At 38.6% G+C, this 15,740-nt stretch carries 17 protein-coding genes; 8 read left to right on the top strand and 9 right to left on the bottom strand.

Annotated elements, in window-relative coordinates; all coding sequences use genetic code 11:
- Nucleotides 1–55 precede the first annotated feature (55 nt).
- From J9318_RS05360 to J9318_RS05350, 3 genes are all read right to left on the bottom strand, one after another.
- Entirely contained in the window at nucleotides 56–262 is a 207-nt protein-coding gene (locus tag J9318_RS05360) for a hypothetical protein (RefSeq protein WP_210562032.1), read from the bottom strand.
- A 119-nt stretch (nucleotides 263–381) separates the two neighbouring features.
- On the bottom strand, nucleotides 382–1,110 hold the full coding sequence (locus tag J9318_RS05355; RefSeq protein WP_210562031.1) for a 1-acyl-sn-glycerol-3-phosphate acyltransferase: 729 nt from the start codon (nucleotides 1,108–1,110) through the stop codon (nucleotides 382–384).
- An 11-nt stretch (nucleotides 1,111–1,121) separates the two neighbouring features.
- A complete protein-coding gene (locus tag J9318_RS05350; RefSeq protein WP_210562030.1) occupies nucleotides 1,122–2,888 on the bottom strand; it encodes a bifunctional lysophospholipid acyltransferase family protein/GNAT family N-acetyltransferase in 1,767 nt (588 codons plus the stop codon).
- A gap of 112 nt (nucleotides 2,889–3,000) precedes the next feature.
- On the opposite strand from J9318_RS05350, the gene J9318_RS05345 reads away from it, so the two are divergent.
- From J9318_RS05345 to J9318_RS05330, 4 genes are all read left to right on the top strand, one after another.
- Nucleotides 3,001–3,516 (top strand): sigma-70 family RNA polymerase sigma factor, encoded by a 516-nt coding sequence (locus J9318_RS05345; protein ID WP_210562029.1) that lies wholly within the window; start codon nucleotides 3,001–3,003, stop codon nucleotides 3,514–3,516.
- Nucleotides 3,509–4,219 carry a DUF3379 family protein gene (locus J9318_RS05340; RefSeq protein WP_210562028.1) on the top strand — a complete coding sequence of 237 codons (711 nt, stop codon included), beginning with the start codon at nucleotides 3,509–3,511 and terminating at the stop codon, nucleotides 4,217–4,219. Before J9318_RS05345 ends, J9318_RS05340 begins: the two co-directional genes overlap by 8 nt.
- A gap of 124 nt (nucleotides 4,220–4,343) precedes the next feature.
- Entirely contained in the window at nucleotides 4,344–4,802 is a 459-nt protein-coding gene (locus J9318_RS05335) for an Lrp/AsnC family transcriptional regulator (RefSeq protein WP_210562027.1), read from the top strand.
- Nucleotides 4,803–4,955: 153 nt separating this feature from the next.
- On the top strand, nucleotides 4,956–6,452 hold the full coding sequence (locus J9318_RS05330) for an aminotransferase class V-fold PLP-dependent enzyme (protein ID WP_210562026.1): 1,497 nt from the start codon (nucleotides 4,956–4,958) through the stop codon (nucleotides 6,450–6,452).
- A gap of 124 nt (nucleotides 6,453–6,576) precedes the next feature.
- On the opposite strand, the gene bamJ is transcribed toward J9318_RS05330, so the two are convergent.
- The 4 genes from bamJ to J9318_RS05310 form a co-directional block, all read right to left on the bottom strand.
- Nucleotides 6,577–7,194, bottom strand: coding sequence for a BamJ family beta-barrel-assembly machinery protein (bamJ, locus tag J9318_RS05325; protein ID WP_210562025.1), 618 nt, complete (start codon nucleotides 7,192–7,194; stop codon nucleotides 6,577–6,579).
- Between the two features lie 73 nt (nucleotides 7,195–7,267).
- Nucleotides 7,268–7,663, bottom strand: coding sequence for a DUF2391 family protein (locus tag J9318_RS05320; protein WP_210562024.1), 396 nt, complete (start codon nucleotides 7,661–7,663; stop codon nucleotides 7,268–7,270).
- Between the two features lie 27 nt (nucleotides 7,664–7,690).
- Nucleotides 7,691–8,494: a response regulator gene (locus J9318_RS05315; RefSeq protein ID WP_210562023.1), complete on the bottom strand. Its 804-nt coding sequence runs from the start codon at nucleotides 8,492–8,494 to the stop codon at nucleotides 7,691–7,693.
- Nucleotides 8,495–8,532: 38 nt separating this feature from the next.
- The gene (locus J9318_RS05310; protein ID WP_210562022.1) at nucleotides 8,533–8,877 is read right to left on the bottom strand and encodes an SUI1 family translation initiation factor; all 345 of its coding nucleotides are present in this window, start codon (nucleotides 8,875–8,877) and stop codon (nucleotides 8,533–8,535) included.
- Nucleotides 8,878–9,092: 215 nt separating this feature from the next.
- Between J9318_RS05310 and J9318_RS05305 the strand changes: the two genes are divergently transcribed.
- The 4 genes from J9318_RS05305 (at nucleotide 9,093) to J9318_RS05290 (ending at nucleotide 13,075) form a co-directional block, all read left to right on the top strand.
- A complete protein-coding gene (locus tag J9318_RS05305; protein ID WP_210562021.1) occupies nucleotides 9,093–9,398 on the top strand; it encodes an STAS domain-containing protein in 306 nt (101 codons plus the stop codon).
- Between the two features lie 10 nt (nucleotides 9,399–9,408).
- On the top strand, nucleotides 9,409–11,067 hold the full coding sequence (locus J9318_RS05300) for an ATP-binding SpoIIE family protein phosphatase (RefSeq protein WP_210562020.1): 1,659 nt from the start codon (nucleotides 9,409–9,411) through the stop codon (nucleotides 11,065–11,067).
- 107 nt (nucleotides 11,068–11,174) lie between these two features.
- A complete protein-coding gene (locus tag J9318_RS05295; RefSeq protein ID WP_210562019.1) occupies nucleotides 11,175–11,846 on the top strand; it encodes a GAF domain-containing protein in 672 nt (223 codons plus the stop codon).
- A gap of 35 nt (nucleotides 11,847–11,881) precedes the next feature.
- Nucleotides 11,882–13,075 (top strand): amino acid aminotransferase, encoded by a 1,194-nt coding sequence (locus tag J9318_RS05290; protein ID WP_210562018.1) that lies wholly within the window; start codon nucleotides 11,882–11,884, stop codon nucleotides 13,073–13,075.
- A 111-nt stretch (nucleotides 13,076–13,186) separates the two neighbouring features.
- Here J9318_RS05290 and J9318_RS05285 read toward each other — a convergent pair whose 3' ends face one another.
- Both J9318_RS05285 and hemH read right to left on the bottom strand, forming a co-directional pair.
- Nucleotides 13,187–14,530, bottom strand: a complete 1,344-nt coding sequence (locus tag J9318_RS05285; RefSeq protein ID WP_210562017.1) for a Na+/H+ antiporter NhaC family protein — start codon at nucleotides 14,528–14,530, stop codon at nucleotides 13,187–13,189.
- Between the two features lie 84 nt (nucleotides 14,531–14,614).
- The gene (hemH, locus tag J9318_RS05280; RefSeq protein WP_210562015.1) at nucleotides 14,615–15,694 is read right to left on the bottom strand and encodes a ferrochelatase; all 1,080 of its coding nucleotides are present in this window, start codon (nucleotides 15,692–15,694) and stop codon (nucleotides 14,615–14,617) included.
- Nucleotides 15,695–15,740 lie beyond the last annotated feature (46 nt).

Genomic DNA, 15,740 nt, shown 5'->3' with positions numbered 1-15,740 from the left:
TTGTTTTTCTGACAGGTCAGTATTAGATTACGTGGTGACTTTTCTTGTCGCTATATTAACCACATTCATCGACATAACGAATCGGAGATGACTCGTGTTGAGTTAGACTTTGTTTGATAAACTCAACATGATCTTGCACCTGACTTAACGTTTTATGAAGGTTCTCAACGCTGTGACTATCAACGCATTGAGCGCTAACATTATGTTCTAATGCCTCAGTTGCTTCTCTAAGCTTGTCCAATGATTCTTTAATTTGAGACATATCTCTTCCCAATTGTCTTATTTCTAGTGAAATCTTGCCCTAACAAATCGCTTTTATCAATGTCTAAAATTGTAATATTATTTTTCCAATAAACTTAACAACTTAGGATAAAAGTTTAGTTATTGATTGTTTTTATTATAAGGCTGACGTTCACAAAATGGCGTTAATGCTTCTAACCTAGCTTGAATATCTTTAACTACTGCAGTTTTGCGGTTTTTCTTTTCAGGGTGATGTAATGCGTCTTTGTAATCATCAATCGATAAGATTTCCATGTTTATTTTTATCTTTTTAAAAAGCCTAGGAAAGGTTTGACCTGGAATTTGAATATGATGCATGCCACCACTATATACAAATAATACATTCCCGCCTTCTAGCTCTTCAACAATATCAGCTACGCCCGCTCTTACTGTCATTGGGTTACCATGTTTGTCGTTGCCGTCATGACGACGCATGCGCCCTTCTGGCAAAATAGCGACAATGGCGTCATCGTTGGCTCGTTTTAAAAAGTTTTCCCATGACTCATCTCTTTTTCGACTAATTGGAACCAAACCTGGCACCAAAGCGTGAAAAAACTTTCCCACAATTGGACGACTCGCAGTAATATCCGCTATCGGAATTAACAAATGTCTGGCAATTTTCCACAAAAAGCGAAACGGTGCCAGTCGCACAAACAGCGCTTCAAACAAACTTGTATGGTTTAACAAAACAATCAGTTTAACGTCATCAAGTTCCTCAAACTTCTTTTCACTTAACCACTTGATTTCGAACTTATAAAACAAAAAACTAATTATCTTTACTGTTGACATAACAGTAAAACTAAAACATTGCGCAAAGCGATTCGCACGCATTCTAAACCCTTTTATTGATCGTTTTTAAAAGCTAAATAACTGTCTAATCCATTAGCTAGATATTGTTTTAATGATTTTTGGGGAGCACTTGGCAAATGAACACTCAGCAACATACCAGGAGTGTCGTTAAAGTTTTGGTCTATACCTATGCAGTAGAACCGAGCCGCCATTTTTTGATACTGCTTCATTAACACTGGAACATCTTTTTTATCCCGCTCGATTCCTTGAACGAGTGCCGATAGTATAACATTTTGCTCTCGATGTTTAGCGATAAACTCCGACAACTCAGGGTTGTTCGGCACATTAAATGGCCATTTCGCCTCAACTTTCACACTTGGACGTAATGCTAGTTGCCGCATACACTCCACACTTATTGGTGAATATAGCTTGCTAATTGATACTGTGCCATACAAGGTACGATAGTGAGGATGACGAACTACATATTCACCAATACCACGCCAAAGAAGATATAACCCATAAAAACTTCGTTGGTGTTCAGGAACTATAAATGAACGCCCCATCTCTAAACACGGCTCCCTCTGGTTGATAAACTCCTTTTTAAAGTTAAACATTTTACTAAGGTATAAACTTTTTAGACCACCTTCTTTGAGTAAAACATCCGTTTGTCCCATGCGATAAGCGCCAATAATATTTAACGATTCATCTTCAACAATATACAAGTGTACATAACTTGCATCATACGCATCCGTGTCGATAGGGTTACCAGAGCCTTCATTATGAAGCCTAAAGACTCTTTCGCGCTCCCTTGCTATATCTTCAACTATCGACGGAGTCTGTTGTTGGTAACTGTAATAAACGCTGAAGCCTTTATATTTGACGAGACACTGTTCAGCTGGAAGATGTGCTAGCTCAGTTTTAATTCTTTCTCTTGGGAGTTTTAGAGCTAGTGGCTGCAGAGTGTCGATTTGATCGTCAGGCCACTCATAACTATATTGCGGATTTAACGCGTAGGTTTGCACTCTTAAATAATCATTAATTGTATTTACATTTTTAAGCTTAGCGAGTTGTTTTGGTGTAAGTAATTGGCCTACCTGCATTTTAATTGGCGTACCGCGCCGCTTTAGTACCTCCCTAAATAACATCAATAATTTAAGTTTCGACCAAACCATGGCCAAACGGATAAACATTTTACTGTTATGTCCATCGAAAAATATTGGTAGTACACTAGCTTCACAAGACTTGGCCAACTGTGCCGCGACTCTATTCCAGCTATCGTCACAAATGCGTCGTTTTAAAAAGTAATATTCCGATACCTTGCCACTTGGAAAGATAATTAACACACCACCTTGTTTTAAATGCATTTTACATTGCTTAAGTGCTGTGATGTTTTTGGGATCGTTTGGGCGCAATGGATCGATGAATATAAAGAGCTCTTCTAGTTCTTTGAACATAGATAACGCCCTATTCGCTAAAACTTTTACATCAGGTCTAATTTTCCTTACCTCGTGCGCTAGCGCAACACCCTCTAAACAGCCAAAGGGATGATTTGCGACAATTATTGTTGGCCCAGTGTCGGGTAGGTTAACGTGTAAATCTTTTGTTCCCATTAGAGGTGTCTTCAGCAACGCCAAGAGCTCTTTGCAAAACGTATTCGCAGCTAATCCTGGTAGATGACTATTACTGTAAATGCTATTGAGCTTTTTTAGCCCCATAATTTTATCTGCAAAATTTAGTAGATGCTTACCCAAAAAGTGTGATGAGCCGTTTGGATAAATTGAATGTAAACTAATGTGAGAGGTCGTGTTTTTTAATGTCATAGTTAATGCTATTTACACTCATTACTGATGTCGATTTTAATTATTTTTAAATTAAACCATTTCATTGCAATGGTTGGGAAATTTTTTTTGAGACCAAAGGGTCTATTACTACATGAAATCAAAATACTTAACTTACGAAACACTAGTCCGTGCTTACAGCAAGGATTTGTATCGCTATGCCTATTGGCTGTGTCGCGATGCAAATGTAGTGGATGACATTGTTCAAGAAACGTTTTTGCGAGCATGGCGGTCATTGGAATCATTAAACGATACAAATGCAGCTAAAGCATGGTTAATAACAATATTACGACGAGAAAATGCACGACGTTTTGAGCGAAAGCAACTTGATCTGGTTGATATTGATGACTTTGAAGTTAGCGACTCTGTAACGCCGAGCGCCGATCAAGAGATAGAAAATCATTTATTACAGCGACAAATTCTAAAATTAGCTGACGAGTACCGGGAGCCTTTAGTACTCCAAGTTATTGGCGGTTTTTCCGGTGATGAAATAGCAGCAATTTTAGACTTAAACAAGAACACAGTAATGACTAGACTTTTTAGAGCGCGTAATCAGTTGAAAGAACTACTTGATACAAATACTTTACAAAAAGGGGCACAAAATGGATGAGTTAACATTCCGAAGACGAATTTATGCTGACCCTCAAGATTCAGGCGCTGATATTAAAGAAGCCTGTATATCTGATCCTAAAAAAGCGAAATTTAAGGCGGAGCTAATCGACTTTGACGAAAAAATTAATCGCGCTATGTTCGTTGATGTTCCAGACAATCTCGCAGAACGAATTTTGTTAAATAAACATATACAAAATCAAAACAACATAGCTAAAAAACGGAAAACGCATTGGCTTGTTGCCGCTTCAGTCATTTTTTCAGTCGGCTTGGGTAGTGTCTTTTTTAATATTAACAAGTCAACTAACCAGCTAGTTACACATGCTTTAATGCATATGCAATCTGAGCTAGACCACATCCCAACTGAAGGTAGTTATACCCTTGCTCAAGTTAACGCCAAGTTAGCTGAGTTTGGAGGAACCTTGATTGATAACATTGGAACAATAAAATTTGTCAGTTTTTGTCGATTTGAAGGGACTCGAAGTTTACATATTGTCATGACAGATGAAGGCAAAGATGTCACCGTTTTTGTTGTTCCAAAAAGCAGTGGTCTGCTGGCTCAATCTGATATAAATGATGGCAACTATTACGGAACTAGCGTCTCAAAAGCCAATGCGGATTTAGTTGTTATAACACCCGATTCTTCAACAGCAAACAGCTTAAAACAAAAGCTTATTAGCAAAATTAATTGGCAAAAAGCCTAATGAAAGGTTTGGTACGATGAGAAGGCGTATAATTTGGTTATCCCTTCTATTCAAGGCGAAATTTTCTAGCTATCATACCTGTTATCGGTAGATATAATTACTATACAGGACTAGGAGAATAAATATGGATAGTTTTGATCGTCACATTCTTGCATTATTACAAGAAGACGGGTCACGCTCATTGGCTGAGATCTCTGAAAAAATTGGGTTAAGTCAAACGCCTTGCTGGAGAAGAATTCAACAATTAGAACAAAGTGGTGTCATTCGAAAGCGAGTGGCGTTATTAGACTCTGATAAACTCAATGTTGGTTTAACGGTATTTGTGAGCTTAAAGACAAATCAACACACGCCAGAATGGTCAGAGTCAGTTCAAGCTTTTGCAAATAGTTCTTCGGAGATCGTCGAGTTTTATCGATTAAGTGGTGAAACAGACTACCTCATGAAAGTATTAGTTCCTGACATGAAAGCTTATGATAACTTTTATCAAAAGCTCATTCGCCAAGCTGGATTTAGTGATGTTAGCTCAAGCTTTGCAATGGAAAAAATGAAGTACTCTACAGAAGTACCGTTAACTTATAGCTAAGACTACGGCATCGCATAACAAAGTTTTAATTACTAATTACCAAGCCTTTGAGGAAATATTTTTCTCAAAGGCTTTTTATTTTCGGCGAATTAACAAAAACATTTTTCCGCTTTGACTCATAATACACCTAGAAGATTTAGGTCGGGGGTTAACATGTTGGAAGAATATTTTTCTACATTTAGAAAAAACACGGTAGGTCATGAACTACGAAGCTTAACAGGAAAGCACAATTTACTTTATACAGACTGGACCGCTAGCGGCAGGCTTTATCGTCCTATTGAAGATTTTTTAGTAGATGAAATTGGCCCTTACGTAGCGAACCCTCATACCGAAAATACCGAGACTGGCCGGCATATTACTAACGCCTACAAAGAAGCTCGTGCAAAAATAAAAAAACATGTCAACGCTAATGCTAATGATGTCCTTATTTGTACAGGCGCAGGGGCAACTTCTGCGATAAATAAATTACAACGATTAATGGGCCTTACTCAAAACTTAACTAAAAAAACCGACTTGTCATTCTTTAATCGGCTAAATCCTTTTCGGTCCTCAACCAAACCGGTAGAAGCAGTTGTTTTTGTTAGTCATATGGAACACCACTCAAATCATACTAGCTGGAACACACTAAATGTAATCGTCGAGGTTATCAAACGAGCACCTGATGGCCAGCCTTGTATCAAAGACTTGCAGTTACGACTTAACGAGCACAAAAATATTGAGCTAAAAATTGGGGCATTTACAGCGTGTAGCAATGTCACAGGTATAAAAACTAACGTTGGATTGTTGGCGAAAACCATGCATTTAGCCGGTGGCGTATGCTTAATTGACTATGCATGCTCCGCGCCTTATGTAGATATAGATATGCACCCTGACGATCCTCTTGAACAATTGGATGCCATTTACTTTTCTCCACACAAGTTTTTAGGTGGTCCAGGTACTTGCGGTATTTTAGTGTTTAATAAACAGCTTTATACCCGTCACAACCAAGCACCTGACAAGCCTGGTGGTGGCACTGTGTTATGGACCAATCCATGGGGTGAACAAGCTTTTTATGAAAATATAGAAAAGCGAGAAGACGGCGGTACACCAGCCTTTTTACAAACAATTAAAGCTGCACTTGCCTTAGACTTAAAAGATAAAATGGGTGTGGATAATATCGAACAGCGAGAAAATCACCTACGAAAGCTACTGATGGATGGATTTGAATTAATTCCAAAGCTAAAAATTTTAGAACCGAATAATAGAAATAGGCTTTGTATTGTTTCTTTTTATGTTGAAGGCCTGCACCACAACCTGATTGTTCGTCTGTTAAATGACAAATTTGGCATTCAAGCTAGAGGTGGCTGTAGTTGTGCTGGCACCTATGGCCATATTTTATTAAATGTCGACAAATCTCAGTCTAAAAAAATTGTTGATCAAGTATCAAGTGGAGACTTATCTCAAAAACCGGGTTGGGTTCGTATTTCGTTGCACCCTACTAACACAGACAAAGAAGCTAAATTTGTCATTGATAGTCTAACCAGTATTGTGAAGAATGCGGATGACTGGAAAAGCGAATACACGTTTGATAGCTACTTAGGTGACTTTTTACCAAACGCAGCTGACAAAAGTACAGAGGAGCAAAGACCCTTGTTGTCTATGGTGTCTTAGTGACCTAAGCGCCTTTTTAAAAATCAGGGGGCTGATTTTTATTTATGAGTTAGGTTTACAGACAAATATTTGAGGCAAAAAAAGAGAGCAATCGCTCTCTTTTTGTTTTTATTACTTGGATTGATTAAGCTACGATTTCTAAAAGCTCAACATCAAATACAAGTGTCTGGAAAGGACCAATCGCGCCACCAGCACCTTGCTCACCATATGCAAGCTCATAAGGAATCGCTAAACGCCATTTTGAGCCAACAGTCATCATCTGAAGCGCTTCGGTCCAGCCTTTAATTACGCCACCTACTGGGAATTCAACTGGCTCACCACGGTCATAAGAGCTATCAAAAACAGTACCGTCAATTAATGTACCGTGGTAATGAGTTTTAACTGTGCTCGCCGCAGTTGGCTTCTCACCAGAACCTTCAGTGATTACTTCAAATTGAAGACCAGACTCAGTTACTGTAACGCCATCACGCTTTGCATTGTCATCTAAAAATTTTTGACCTTCAGCAGACGCTTCTTTTGCTTTTTCTGCTTGCGCAGCTTGCATACGCTCGTTAATCACGCCAAAAGCAGCACGTAAATCTTCAACTTCAACTGCATAATCATTACCTTCTAAAGAATCGATAACACCCTGAGCTACTGCATTAGCATCTAGACCTTCAAAAGGGTTGCTTGCTACTTGGTCGCCAATTTGACGGCCAATGCCGTAGCTTGCTTGTTGTTCTACTGATGTAAACTGAGACATAAAAACCTTTCTCTTTTCTGCTTAAAATAAAAAGCGGATGTTAGCACAGTGAGGTTTTTTATAAAGGTGCAGTTTATTCTTTATCGAAGCTATCGACTATAATTGCGCCCATTGACGCTGGCATCGTAATGACGATTAAACGTCTTAATGCTATCGCTGGGTCGTCTAGTATAGGAAATTTGTTTAATGCTAATAGAATTAAAGCGACGACTAACGCCGCTAATAAATATGCAATGATGATTCTAGAAACAAACACAGGAACTCGATACTTAATGTTCCCCTGAAATACACTGCCGTAGGCAAATAGCGCCAAAAATGCAATGGACAAAGTAAACACTAACAACAGGTTTATTAGTGGTAATGTTTCACCAAGATTCCAAGCTTCTTCTGAAAATGACACAGGCACAGCAAGTGCAAAAGCACCTATAGTAACTTGTCCCGCGTCTTCTAAATTAAAACTTAATTGCATACTGCTTCCTGCGACAATGATCGATGCTTATTCATCACCCTCTAATAAGTTATATAGGATCTTCCTGACGTTATCAGACTCAAACGGCTTATCACAAAGTGCGTTAACTCCAGCTTTCTCAATGTTTGCTAGGTGCGTGTCATTCGCTTCTGAACTAACCATTAAAATAGGAATATGAGATTGACCGCTTTGCGTTCTAATAAAACGAGTAAGCTCTTCACCATTTACTTCTGGCATATTGTAGTCAGTGACCACCAAGTCAAACATTTCATGACCTAGAATTTCTATCGCTTCTGAGCCATCAGTAACCTGAGTTATTTTTTCAATTCCCAAGTTTGATAATACGCGACTAATAAAGTTTCTTGCCATTCGGCTATCATCAACAACTAAAACGCGCACTGATTTAATATCGAAATAAGACAATTCAAGTTCATCGGCACTTAGTAAATCAATTGTGGTGTTTAACGCAGTTCCGAGGTGTTCCGGTGTAAAAGGTTTAGGTAAAATGGCAACAACGCCAGATTGTCTAAATACTTCAAGTTGCTCTTTTTTGTGTTCACTAGAAACCAGCATAAACGGAATATCAGCAAAAGCAGCATTGCTTTTTAATTGCTGAACTAATTCTAATGCCGTGCCGTCTTCATAATACATGGCGCTTGTAATTAAGTCTGGGACAGAGTTACCGATTTGTTGGAGTGCGGCTTGTACACCATCGGCAAAGTCTACTTGAGTGATTTCTTCTTTTGCCAATTCTTTAGCGATAAACTTTTGCTGTGTTCTTGATGGCTCAACAACAAGTATTGATAAATCACTCGGGGATAAATTCGACATAAAACTTTCTCTTAATTTAAAGAATACACTATAAATTTCTAACCGCCGGCTAGTTTACTTTTATAGCCTAAAGATTCTAAAACGGTTTTAATTTGCTCTCGATCATCTCCTTGGATCTCTATCGTTCCATCTTTAACAGAACCACCTTTTCCACATTTTTTCTTGAGCGTCTGCGCTAGTTGTTTGAACTCATCGATTGGTAATTCGATACCCGTAATGACGCTAACACCTTTACCTTTTCGACCTTTCGTTTGCCTTTGGATGCGCAAATAACCGTCGTTGTATGACTCACCCAATATTTCAACTTCATTGTCTTTATCATCAACTTTGCCACTTTCTGTGGAGTATACAAGTTTGCTCAATTGATTTTGCCAATCAGACATATTTGTCCTTTTTAAACAATTACAAAGGGGCAGGAATTTACCACACCTCATTTTAATTAAAAATGCTTTTATCTCAGTAGTTAAGATTTGTCAGCTACCCACATTTGGTCTATAAACTTTAATAGGTTAATTCTTTTGTAAACCATTTTGAGTATAGATGGTATTTTAAGAGCATCTATTAAATTTACGAAAATTCAAAAATAAAGGGCTAATAAATGAGCTTAAACACATCAATATCATCAGATGGCACTACATTTAGCATTCATGTAAAAGGAAAGTTTGATTTTAATTTAGTGCAAGACTTTAGACTCGCCTACGCGAATGTTGGGCAAGATGTTGATACTGTCATTGTTGATTTGCGAGAAACCGAATATATGGATAGCTCTGCACTTGGCATGTTATTGAACATGCAAAAGTTATTATGTGAAAAAGTGCAAACGTTCAAAATTTCCAACTGTCGCCCTCAAATAAAAAAAATATTACAAATCTCTCGCTTTGATAAGAAGTTTGATATTGATTAAGGCCTAACAAATGGCATTAAAAATATTGGTTGTTGATGATCAAAACATCAATCGAACCATATTAACTCGCTCATTAGAATTGCACGGCCATTCTGTTGTCACTGCGGCAAATGGCCAAGAAGCCATTGAGCAATACACATTAGAGTCGCCAGACATAGTGTTACTCGATGTAATAATGCCGGTAATGGATGGATTCGAAACCGCTCCTCGCTTAAAAGCCCTTTCTCCGACGGTATACTTACCAATTATATTTTTAACGGCACTTGATGATCAAAACAGTTTAAAAGAGTGCCTTGAAGTTGGCGGTGACGACTTTTTAAGTAAGCCGTTTGATCAGGTAATTCTTGCTGCAAAGATTGAAGCGCACGCCAGAACGAGAGAGTTAAGCATAAAAACGTTCCAACAAAAAAAGAAGCTTGACTACTATAAATACCAAACGGAACGCGAATTCCAAATAATTGAACATATTTACGAACGAGCATTATCAGACAATTTTATTAATGAAGACATAATTACCACTCATTTGGCTCCCGCTGAGACTTTTAATGGGGATATAGTACTAACCGCACTGAGTCCAAGCGGTAATGTCTATGTTTTTTTGGGGGATTTTACTGGCCATGGTTTAGCAGCTTCAATTGGCACCTTGCCTGTTTCAAAAGCATTTTATGCGCTAACACGCAAAGGCTTATCGGTTCCTGATATTGCTAATGAAATTAACAAAATATTATATAGCCTTTTACCAACCGAAATGTTTTGTGCGGCTGCTATCGTTGAGATGAATTATAGCGCTACTCACATTTCTATTTGGGCCGGTGGTGTGCCAGACCTATATTTAGTTAATAAACTGACCGGCGTTCGCGAAGTTATCGAGTCACAACATATGCCTCTAGGCGTATTAGATAATCAAGAATTCGACGATGAAATTGAGGTATACAAAATTGAAAATACCGACAGAGTATTTATTTGTTCCGATGGTGTTATCGAGCTAGAAAATCCACATGGTGAACTGTTTGGTGAGGAGCGATTGCGTTCGATTTTAAGCGACGGAAATAACTCTTGTGTACCAAGCTTAATAAAAACACTAGATGTATTTAAAGAAAACGCACGTCAAAATGACGACATAACGATAATTGAACTAAAGTGTCAGAAGGTAAAATTACCAAGTCAAAGCGATCCCATTTTTTCAAAAATCCCACATCAATATCAGTTTAAATTTAATGCTGACGATATAAAAACGGTTAATCCAATTGATGAAATAACTGAAAGTATCTGCTCTATCAAAGGCGTTCTCCGTCACAAATCGAATATCTTTTTAATTCTTTCTGAAGCCTATAACAATGCACTTGAACACGGTGTATTAAAGATGAATTCTGCGCTTAAAAGGCAAAAGGACGGGTTCTTTAAATATTATGCAGAGAGAGCAGAGAAGCTTGCCACGTTAGAAAACCACTTTATCGATATTAAAATTAATTACCGACCTAATTTTCATATTCTTAATATTGAAATCACGGATAGTGGCGATGGGTTTGAAGTCAATTCAAATACCTCTTTTAGCAATGAAAACGACGACTTCGGGAGAGGAATTAAGTTACTCAACGAAATAGCGACTGAGGTCCGTTATAACAAAGCGGGCAATTCAGTCTCTATCGATTATCTATTATTAGAATAAATAAAGTTATACGACACCTTTTTGTTTACTTTCTTAGAATCATGATCTAGCATTCCTAACGTTTAGACGTCTAAACGTTTGTATGGGCATTTTAGGATTGTGAAGTCGTGATTGAAACAAATAAATACTTAGAGCAAATTAATCAGTGGTGTGAGTCTCACAAGCCGGCTCTAAACCTGTCTTATCAAGTTCCTTTGCTTGGCGAAGGGGGAACTTGTTCGTTATTTGGCGAGCTGGATGAAACGCCTTTTGATCTAGCCTCAGAGCTACAAGCTCATGAATTGGACGTTTTGGAACAAGTACAAGCGGTTGTTGATTGGGTTCATGCAAATACCAACGTTGATTGGTTTGGTGTTTACTTGGCAAGAGATAATAAATCGTTAGAACGCGTGCTTACAAAACTTGCCTATTTTGGTGTCCCCTCGCGCGCTGAGTTCCCACTTAACGAAGACTTCTCAAAAATTAGTAATAATGTCACCGTAGCGTTGACGGGCCATCATAAAGTAATAAACGATGTAAGCGAGTATAGAGCGAGCGGTGGAGAGTATTATACCTGCGACCCGAAGGTACAATCTGAATTATGTTGGCCAATCTTTTCGCATCACAACAATTGTTTACAACCATTTAAAAATAATAATCTTGTTGAGACTAGCCCTAATCAAAAAATAGTTGGTATTATAGACGCAGAATGTTTTGCAACTCATAGTTTTGATGAACAAACGCAACAAAAGTTTGTTGCCGTATGTGCGAAGTTATCAAGTCTACTGTCGTTGCCTTAGCCCGCCATTTATGGCCGAACTGCAAGAGACCTTTTATGTTTGAGCAATTAAAACCTGTACCAACCGACCCTATTTTTGGACTAATGACCGAATATAAAGCGGACACTAATCCTAAAAAAGTAGATTTAAGTGTTGGTGTTTATAAAAATGAATCAGGTGACACTCCTGTGATGCGCGCTGTAAAAAAAGCTGAGCAACAGCGATTAGACACAGAAACAACTAAGTCTTATTTAGGCCTTGCTGGTGATGTCCAGTTTAATGACTTAATGACATCGCTTGTATTTGGTGATCACGATGCCGTTAAAGCTGGTCGTATTAAAACGGCACAAACACCTGGTGGTACAGGCTCACTAAGAGTGGCTGCGGAATTCATTAAGCGCTCTAACCCGAATGCCACAATTTGGGTTACCAATCCAACATGGGCAAATCACTTCAGTATTTTTGGCGCTGCTGGGTTAACGACCAACGAGTTTCCTTATTTTGATTTTGACACCATGGGGTTAAAATTTGAGGAAATGGTTGCCTCACTCAATACCATTCCTGAGGGTGATGTCGTGCTTCTCCATGCTTGTTGTCATAACCCAAGCGGAATGGACTTAACAATTGAGCAATGGCAAATTGTTGCTGATATTGCTAAAAAACAGAAATTTACATTTTTAATCGATTCAGCGTATCAAGGTTTTGGTGAAGGTTTAGATGAAGACGCAGCAGGCGTTAGACTATTAGCGAGTCAACTAGACGAGTTATTGGTGAGTGCATCTTGTTCTAAGAACTTTGGCTTATACAGAGACCGCGTTGGCACATTCAGTGTCATGACTGCCACTTCAGCGCAAGCCGACATAGCTTATAGTGTAGCTCTAAATGTGATTCGAGCGATCTATTCTATGCCTCCGGCACATGGTGCAGCTGTTGTAGCTCATATTCTCTCAACACCTGAGTTAAAAGCACTGTGGGAACAAGAGTTAACAGAAAAGCGCACTCGAATTAACGGCTTAAGAAGTTTCATTGTAGAGAAGTTTAAAGAACATAACGTCCCAGGAAATTTTGACTTTATTGCTAAACAAAATGGTATGTTTTCATTTTTAGGCATAAGCAAAGAAGCAATTCAAATACTCAAAGATGAGTACAGCATATACATTGTTGGATCGAGCCGTATAAATGTAGCCGGGGTTAATAATAACAATGCCGACTACCTTGCAAAAGCGTTAGCCGACGTATTGAGTAGATAGTTATTTGAAATAGCAGACCGCTACTTTCTAAACCGGTGACATAAAAAAGGAAAGCATTTCGCTTTCCTTTTTTGTTATTGCTATTCAGTAAGGTAGCAATACAAGCCATACCTATCTCGACAAGTCTTCCTTTGAACGTCTTACAAACATAACGAACAAACTCACCACAAATAATATCAAGCAATACCAAACATGCGAAACGACCTCTAACGGTGATATACCAAAGCTCGCTGCAGCTAATAGAGCTTGCGCGCCGTAGGGCACTAGGCCTTGCGTTATACAGCTAAATATATCTAATAAACTCGCGCTACGTCGTGGTGTAATTTGAGCTTCTTGGGCAAGTTGTTTCGCTGATTCACCTGACACTATAATCGCTACTGTATTATTTGCTATTGCACTATTTGTTACTAACCCTAGTGACGCGATTGCCAACTGATTTTTGAAATATAATGCCGAGTTTGAGACTTTAGATAATGACTTGCTAATTGCCGCCACCAAAAATCTTAATCCACCTTGATGTTTCATCAATTCACTTAAACCGCCAATAAGTAAACTCAGTAAAAATATTTCCTGCATGTTAGAAAAACCAGCATAAATATCTTGGCCTAACGATCCAAATGCATACTCTCCTACCAAGACTCCTGATAACGCCGATAACAGAATACCTAACAACAATACGACAAAAACATTAAGTCCCATCACCGCAAGTATTATTATAAAGAAGTAAGGAAGTGCTAAAAGAGGACTGTATTCTGCAGTGCTATCTAAACTCTGCGTTGGCTCCCCGCCGAGTATTAGGTAAACCACAAGAACAATTAATGCCGCAGGTAAAGCAAATATTAAGTTTTCCTTAAACTTGTCTTTTAACTCCGCGCCTTGAGTTTTGGTAGAGGCAATCGTAGTATCCGAAATAAAACTCAAATTATCTCCAAACATTGCACCACCAACAATAGCACCTGCCATTATTGCCGCATCAATTTGGGTTGCCTCGATAACACCAAATGCAATTGGCGCTACCGCTCCTATTGTCCCCATTGAAGTTCCCATTGCTGTTGCCACTATCGCTGAAATAACAAACAAACCAGCAATTAGGTAAGCACTAGGGATAACACTTAGCCCTAAATTTACCACAGCCGTGACTCCACCAGTTTCTTTTGCAACTGATGCAAACGCGCCGGCCAATAAGTAAATCAAACACATAGTTATAACATTGTTGTTACCCATTCCTTTAATTAGAACGGCAATGCCATCGTCTAACGTATTTTTTTCTGTTGTTAATAATTTATTAAAGTAAAGCGCTAGTAGTAGAGCAGGTATAATAGCGACGGGGGCTGGTAGCTGATAAAAGGCGTATTCAACGCCAATAGATTGTAAATAAATTCCTGTTCCTAAAAATAACAGGATAAAGAGTCCGAGGGGCAGTAATGCCCACCCAGATTTTTGCGTTTCGTTCATACTTATCCTCGGCGTATTTGCACGTATTAATTCAATAGCGCGAATGTAGCACATGGATAGCCAAACGTATAGACGTCTATATGTTTAACTTTTTTGTTGTTGCCTCAGTGACTCAGCTCGTTGTTGTCGTGGCTCTACATTCTGCTCGACGTCCCAGCCCAGTAGTTGTTGCTTTATAATTTCAGCAATGGCTTCTACATGCTCTGGCTCATCATTTAAACAACTAATATAGGTGAACTTTTCTCCGCCCGCTTCCAAAAAGTAGTCTCTATTTTCTTCGCCTATCTCTTCAATTGTTTCTAAGCAGTCTGCAGAAAAGCCTGGACACACTACTTGTACTGATTTTACTCCCTGCTCCGGCAAGCCTTTTAAAGTGTGGTCTAAATAAGGTTTTACCCACTCTTCTTTTCCAAATCTAGATTGAAAACACGTCATAAACTCGTCGTTTTTCAATCCCAATTCTTCCGCTAACAAACGAGAGGTTTTATGGCATTGACAGGCATAAGGGTCACCGTTGTGCCAATACCTATTTGGAATACCATGGTATGAAAAAATTAATTTGTCAGCTCGCCCTTCTACTTCCCACGTTTTTTTAATTTTATTAGCGATAGCTGTAATTAACTTCTTGGAATCGGTGTAGTGATTTACAAATCGTAATTCTGGAATAAAACGAGTTTTACGAAACACGTCTGCAACCGCATCAAAAGTTGAAGCCGTGGTCGTCGCTGAATATTGAGGATAAAGAGGCAATACAATGACTTTACGGGCGCCTTGATTGAGCAATCCTTGTAACTTACTCTCTATCGATGGATTGCCATATCTCATAGCAAAATCGATGATCAGATTATTGTTTTCGGAAAGGTGTTCAGCAACTTTATTGCTTAAGTTTTTTGTGTTAACTAGTAGCGGAGAGCCCTGCTCAGTCCAAACTCCTTCATAGGCTTTAGCTGAGCGACGTGAACGAAGTGGCAATATGACCCCGTTTAAAATACACCACCAAATTACTCTCGGGATCTCAACAACTCTAGGGTCTGACAAAAATTCCTTTAAATAGGGCTTTAAGGCTCCTTTAGTTGGTGCATCTGGCGTTCCAAGATTGGTTAGCAAAATACCGATTTTATCGGCCTGTCCATGACTAAAGTTTGGTGTATTTTGGTACTTCATTTATTTCTCTTTACTAAAAATATGACTGAGACCACTACGTATCAAA

This window comes from Psychrosphaera aestuarii, assembly GCF_017948405.1.
GTDB lineage: Bacteria > Pseudomonadota > Gammaproteobacteria > Enterobacterales > Alteromonadaceae > Psychrosphaera > Psychrosphaera aestuarii.
This window is presented reverse-complemented; position numbering and strand designations above follow the sequence as displayed.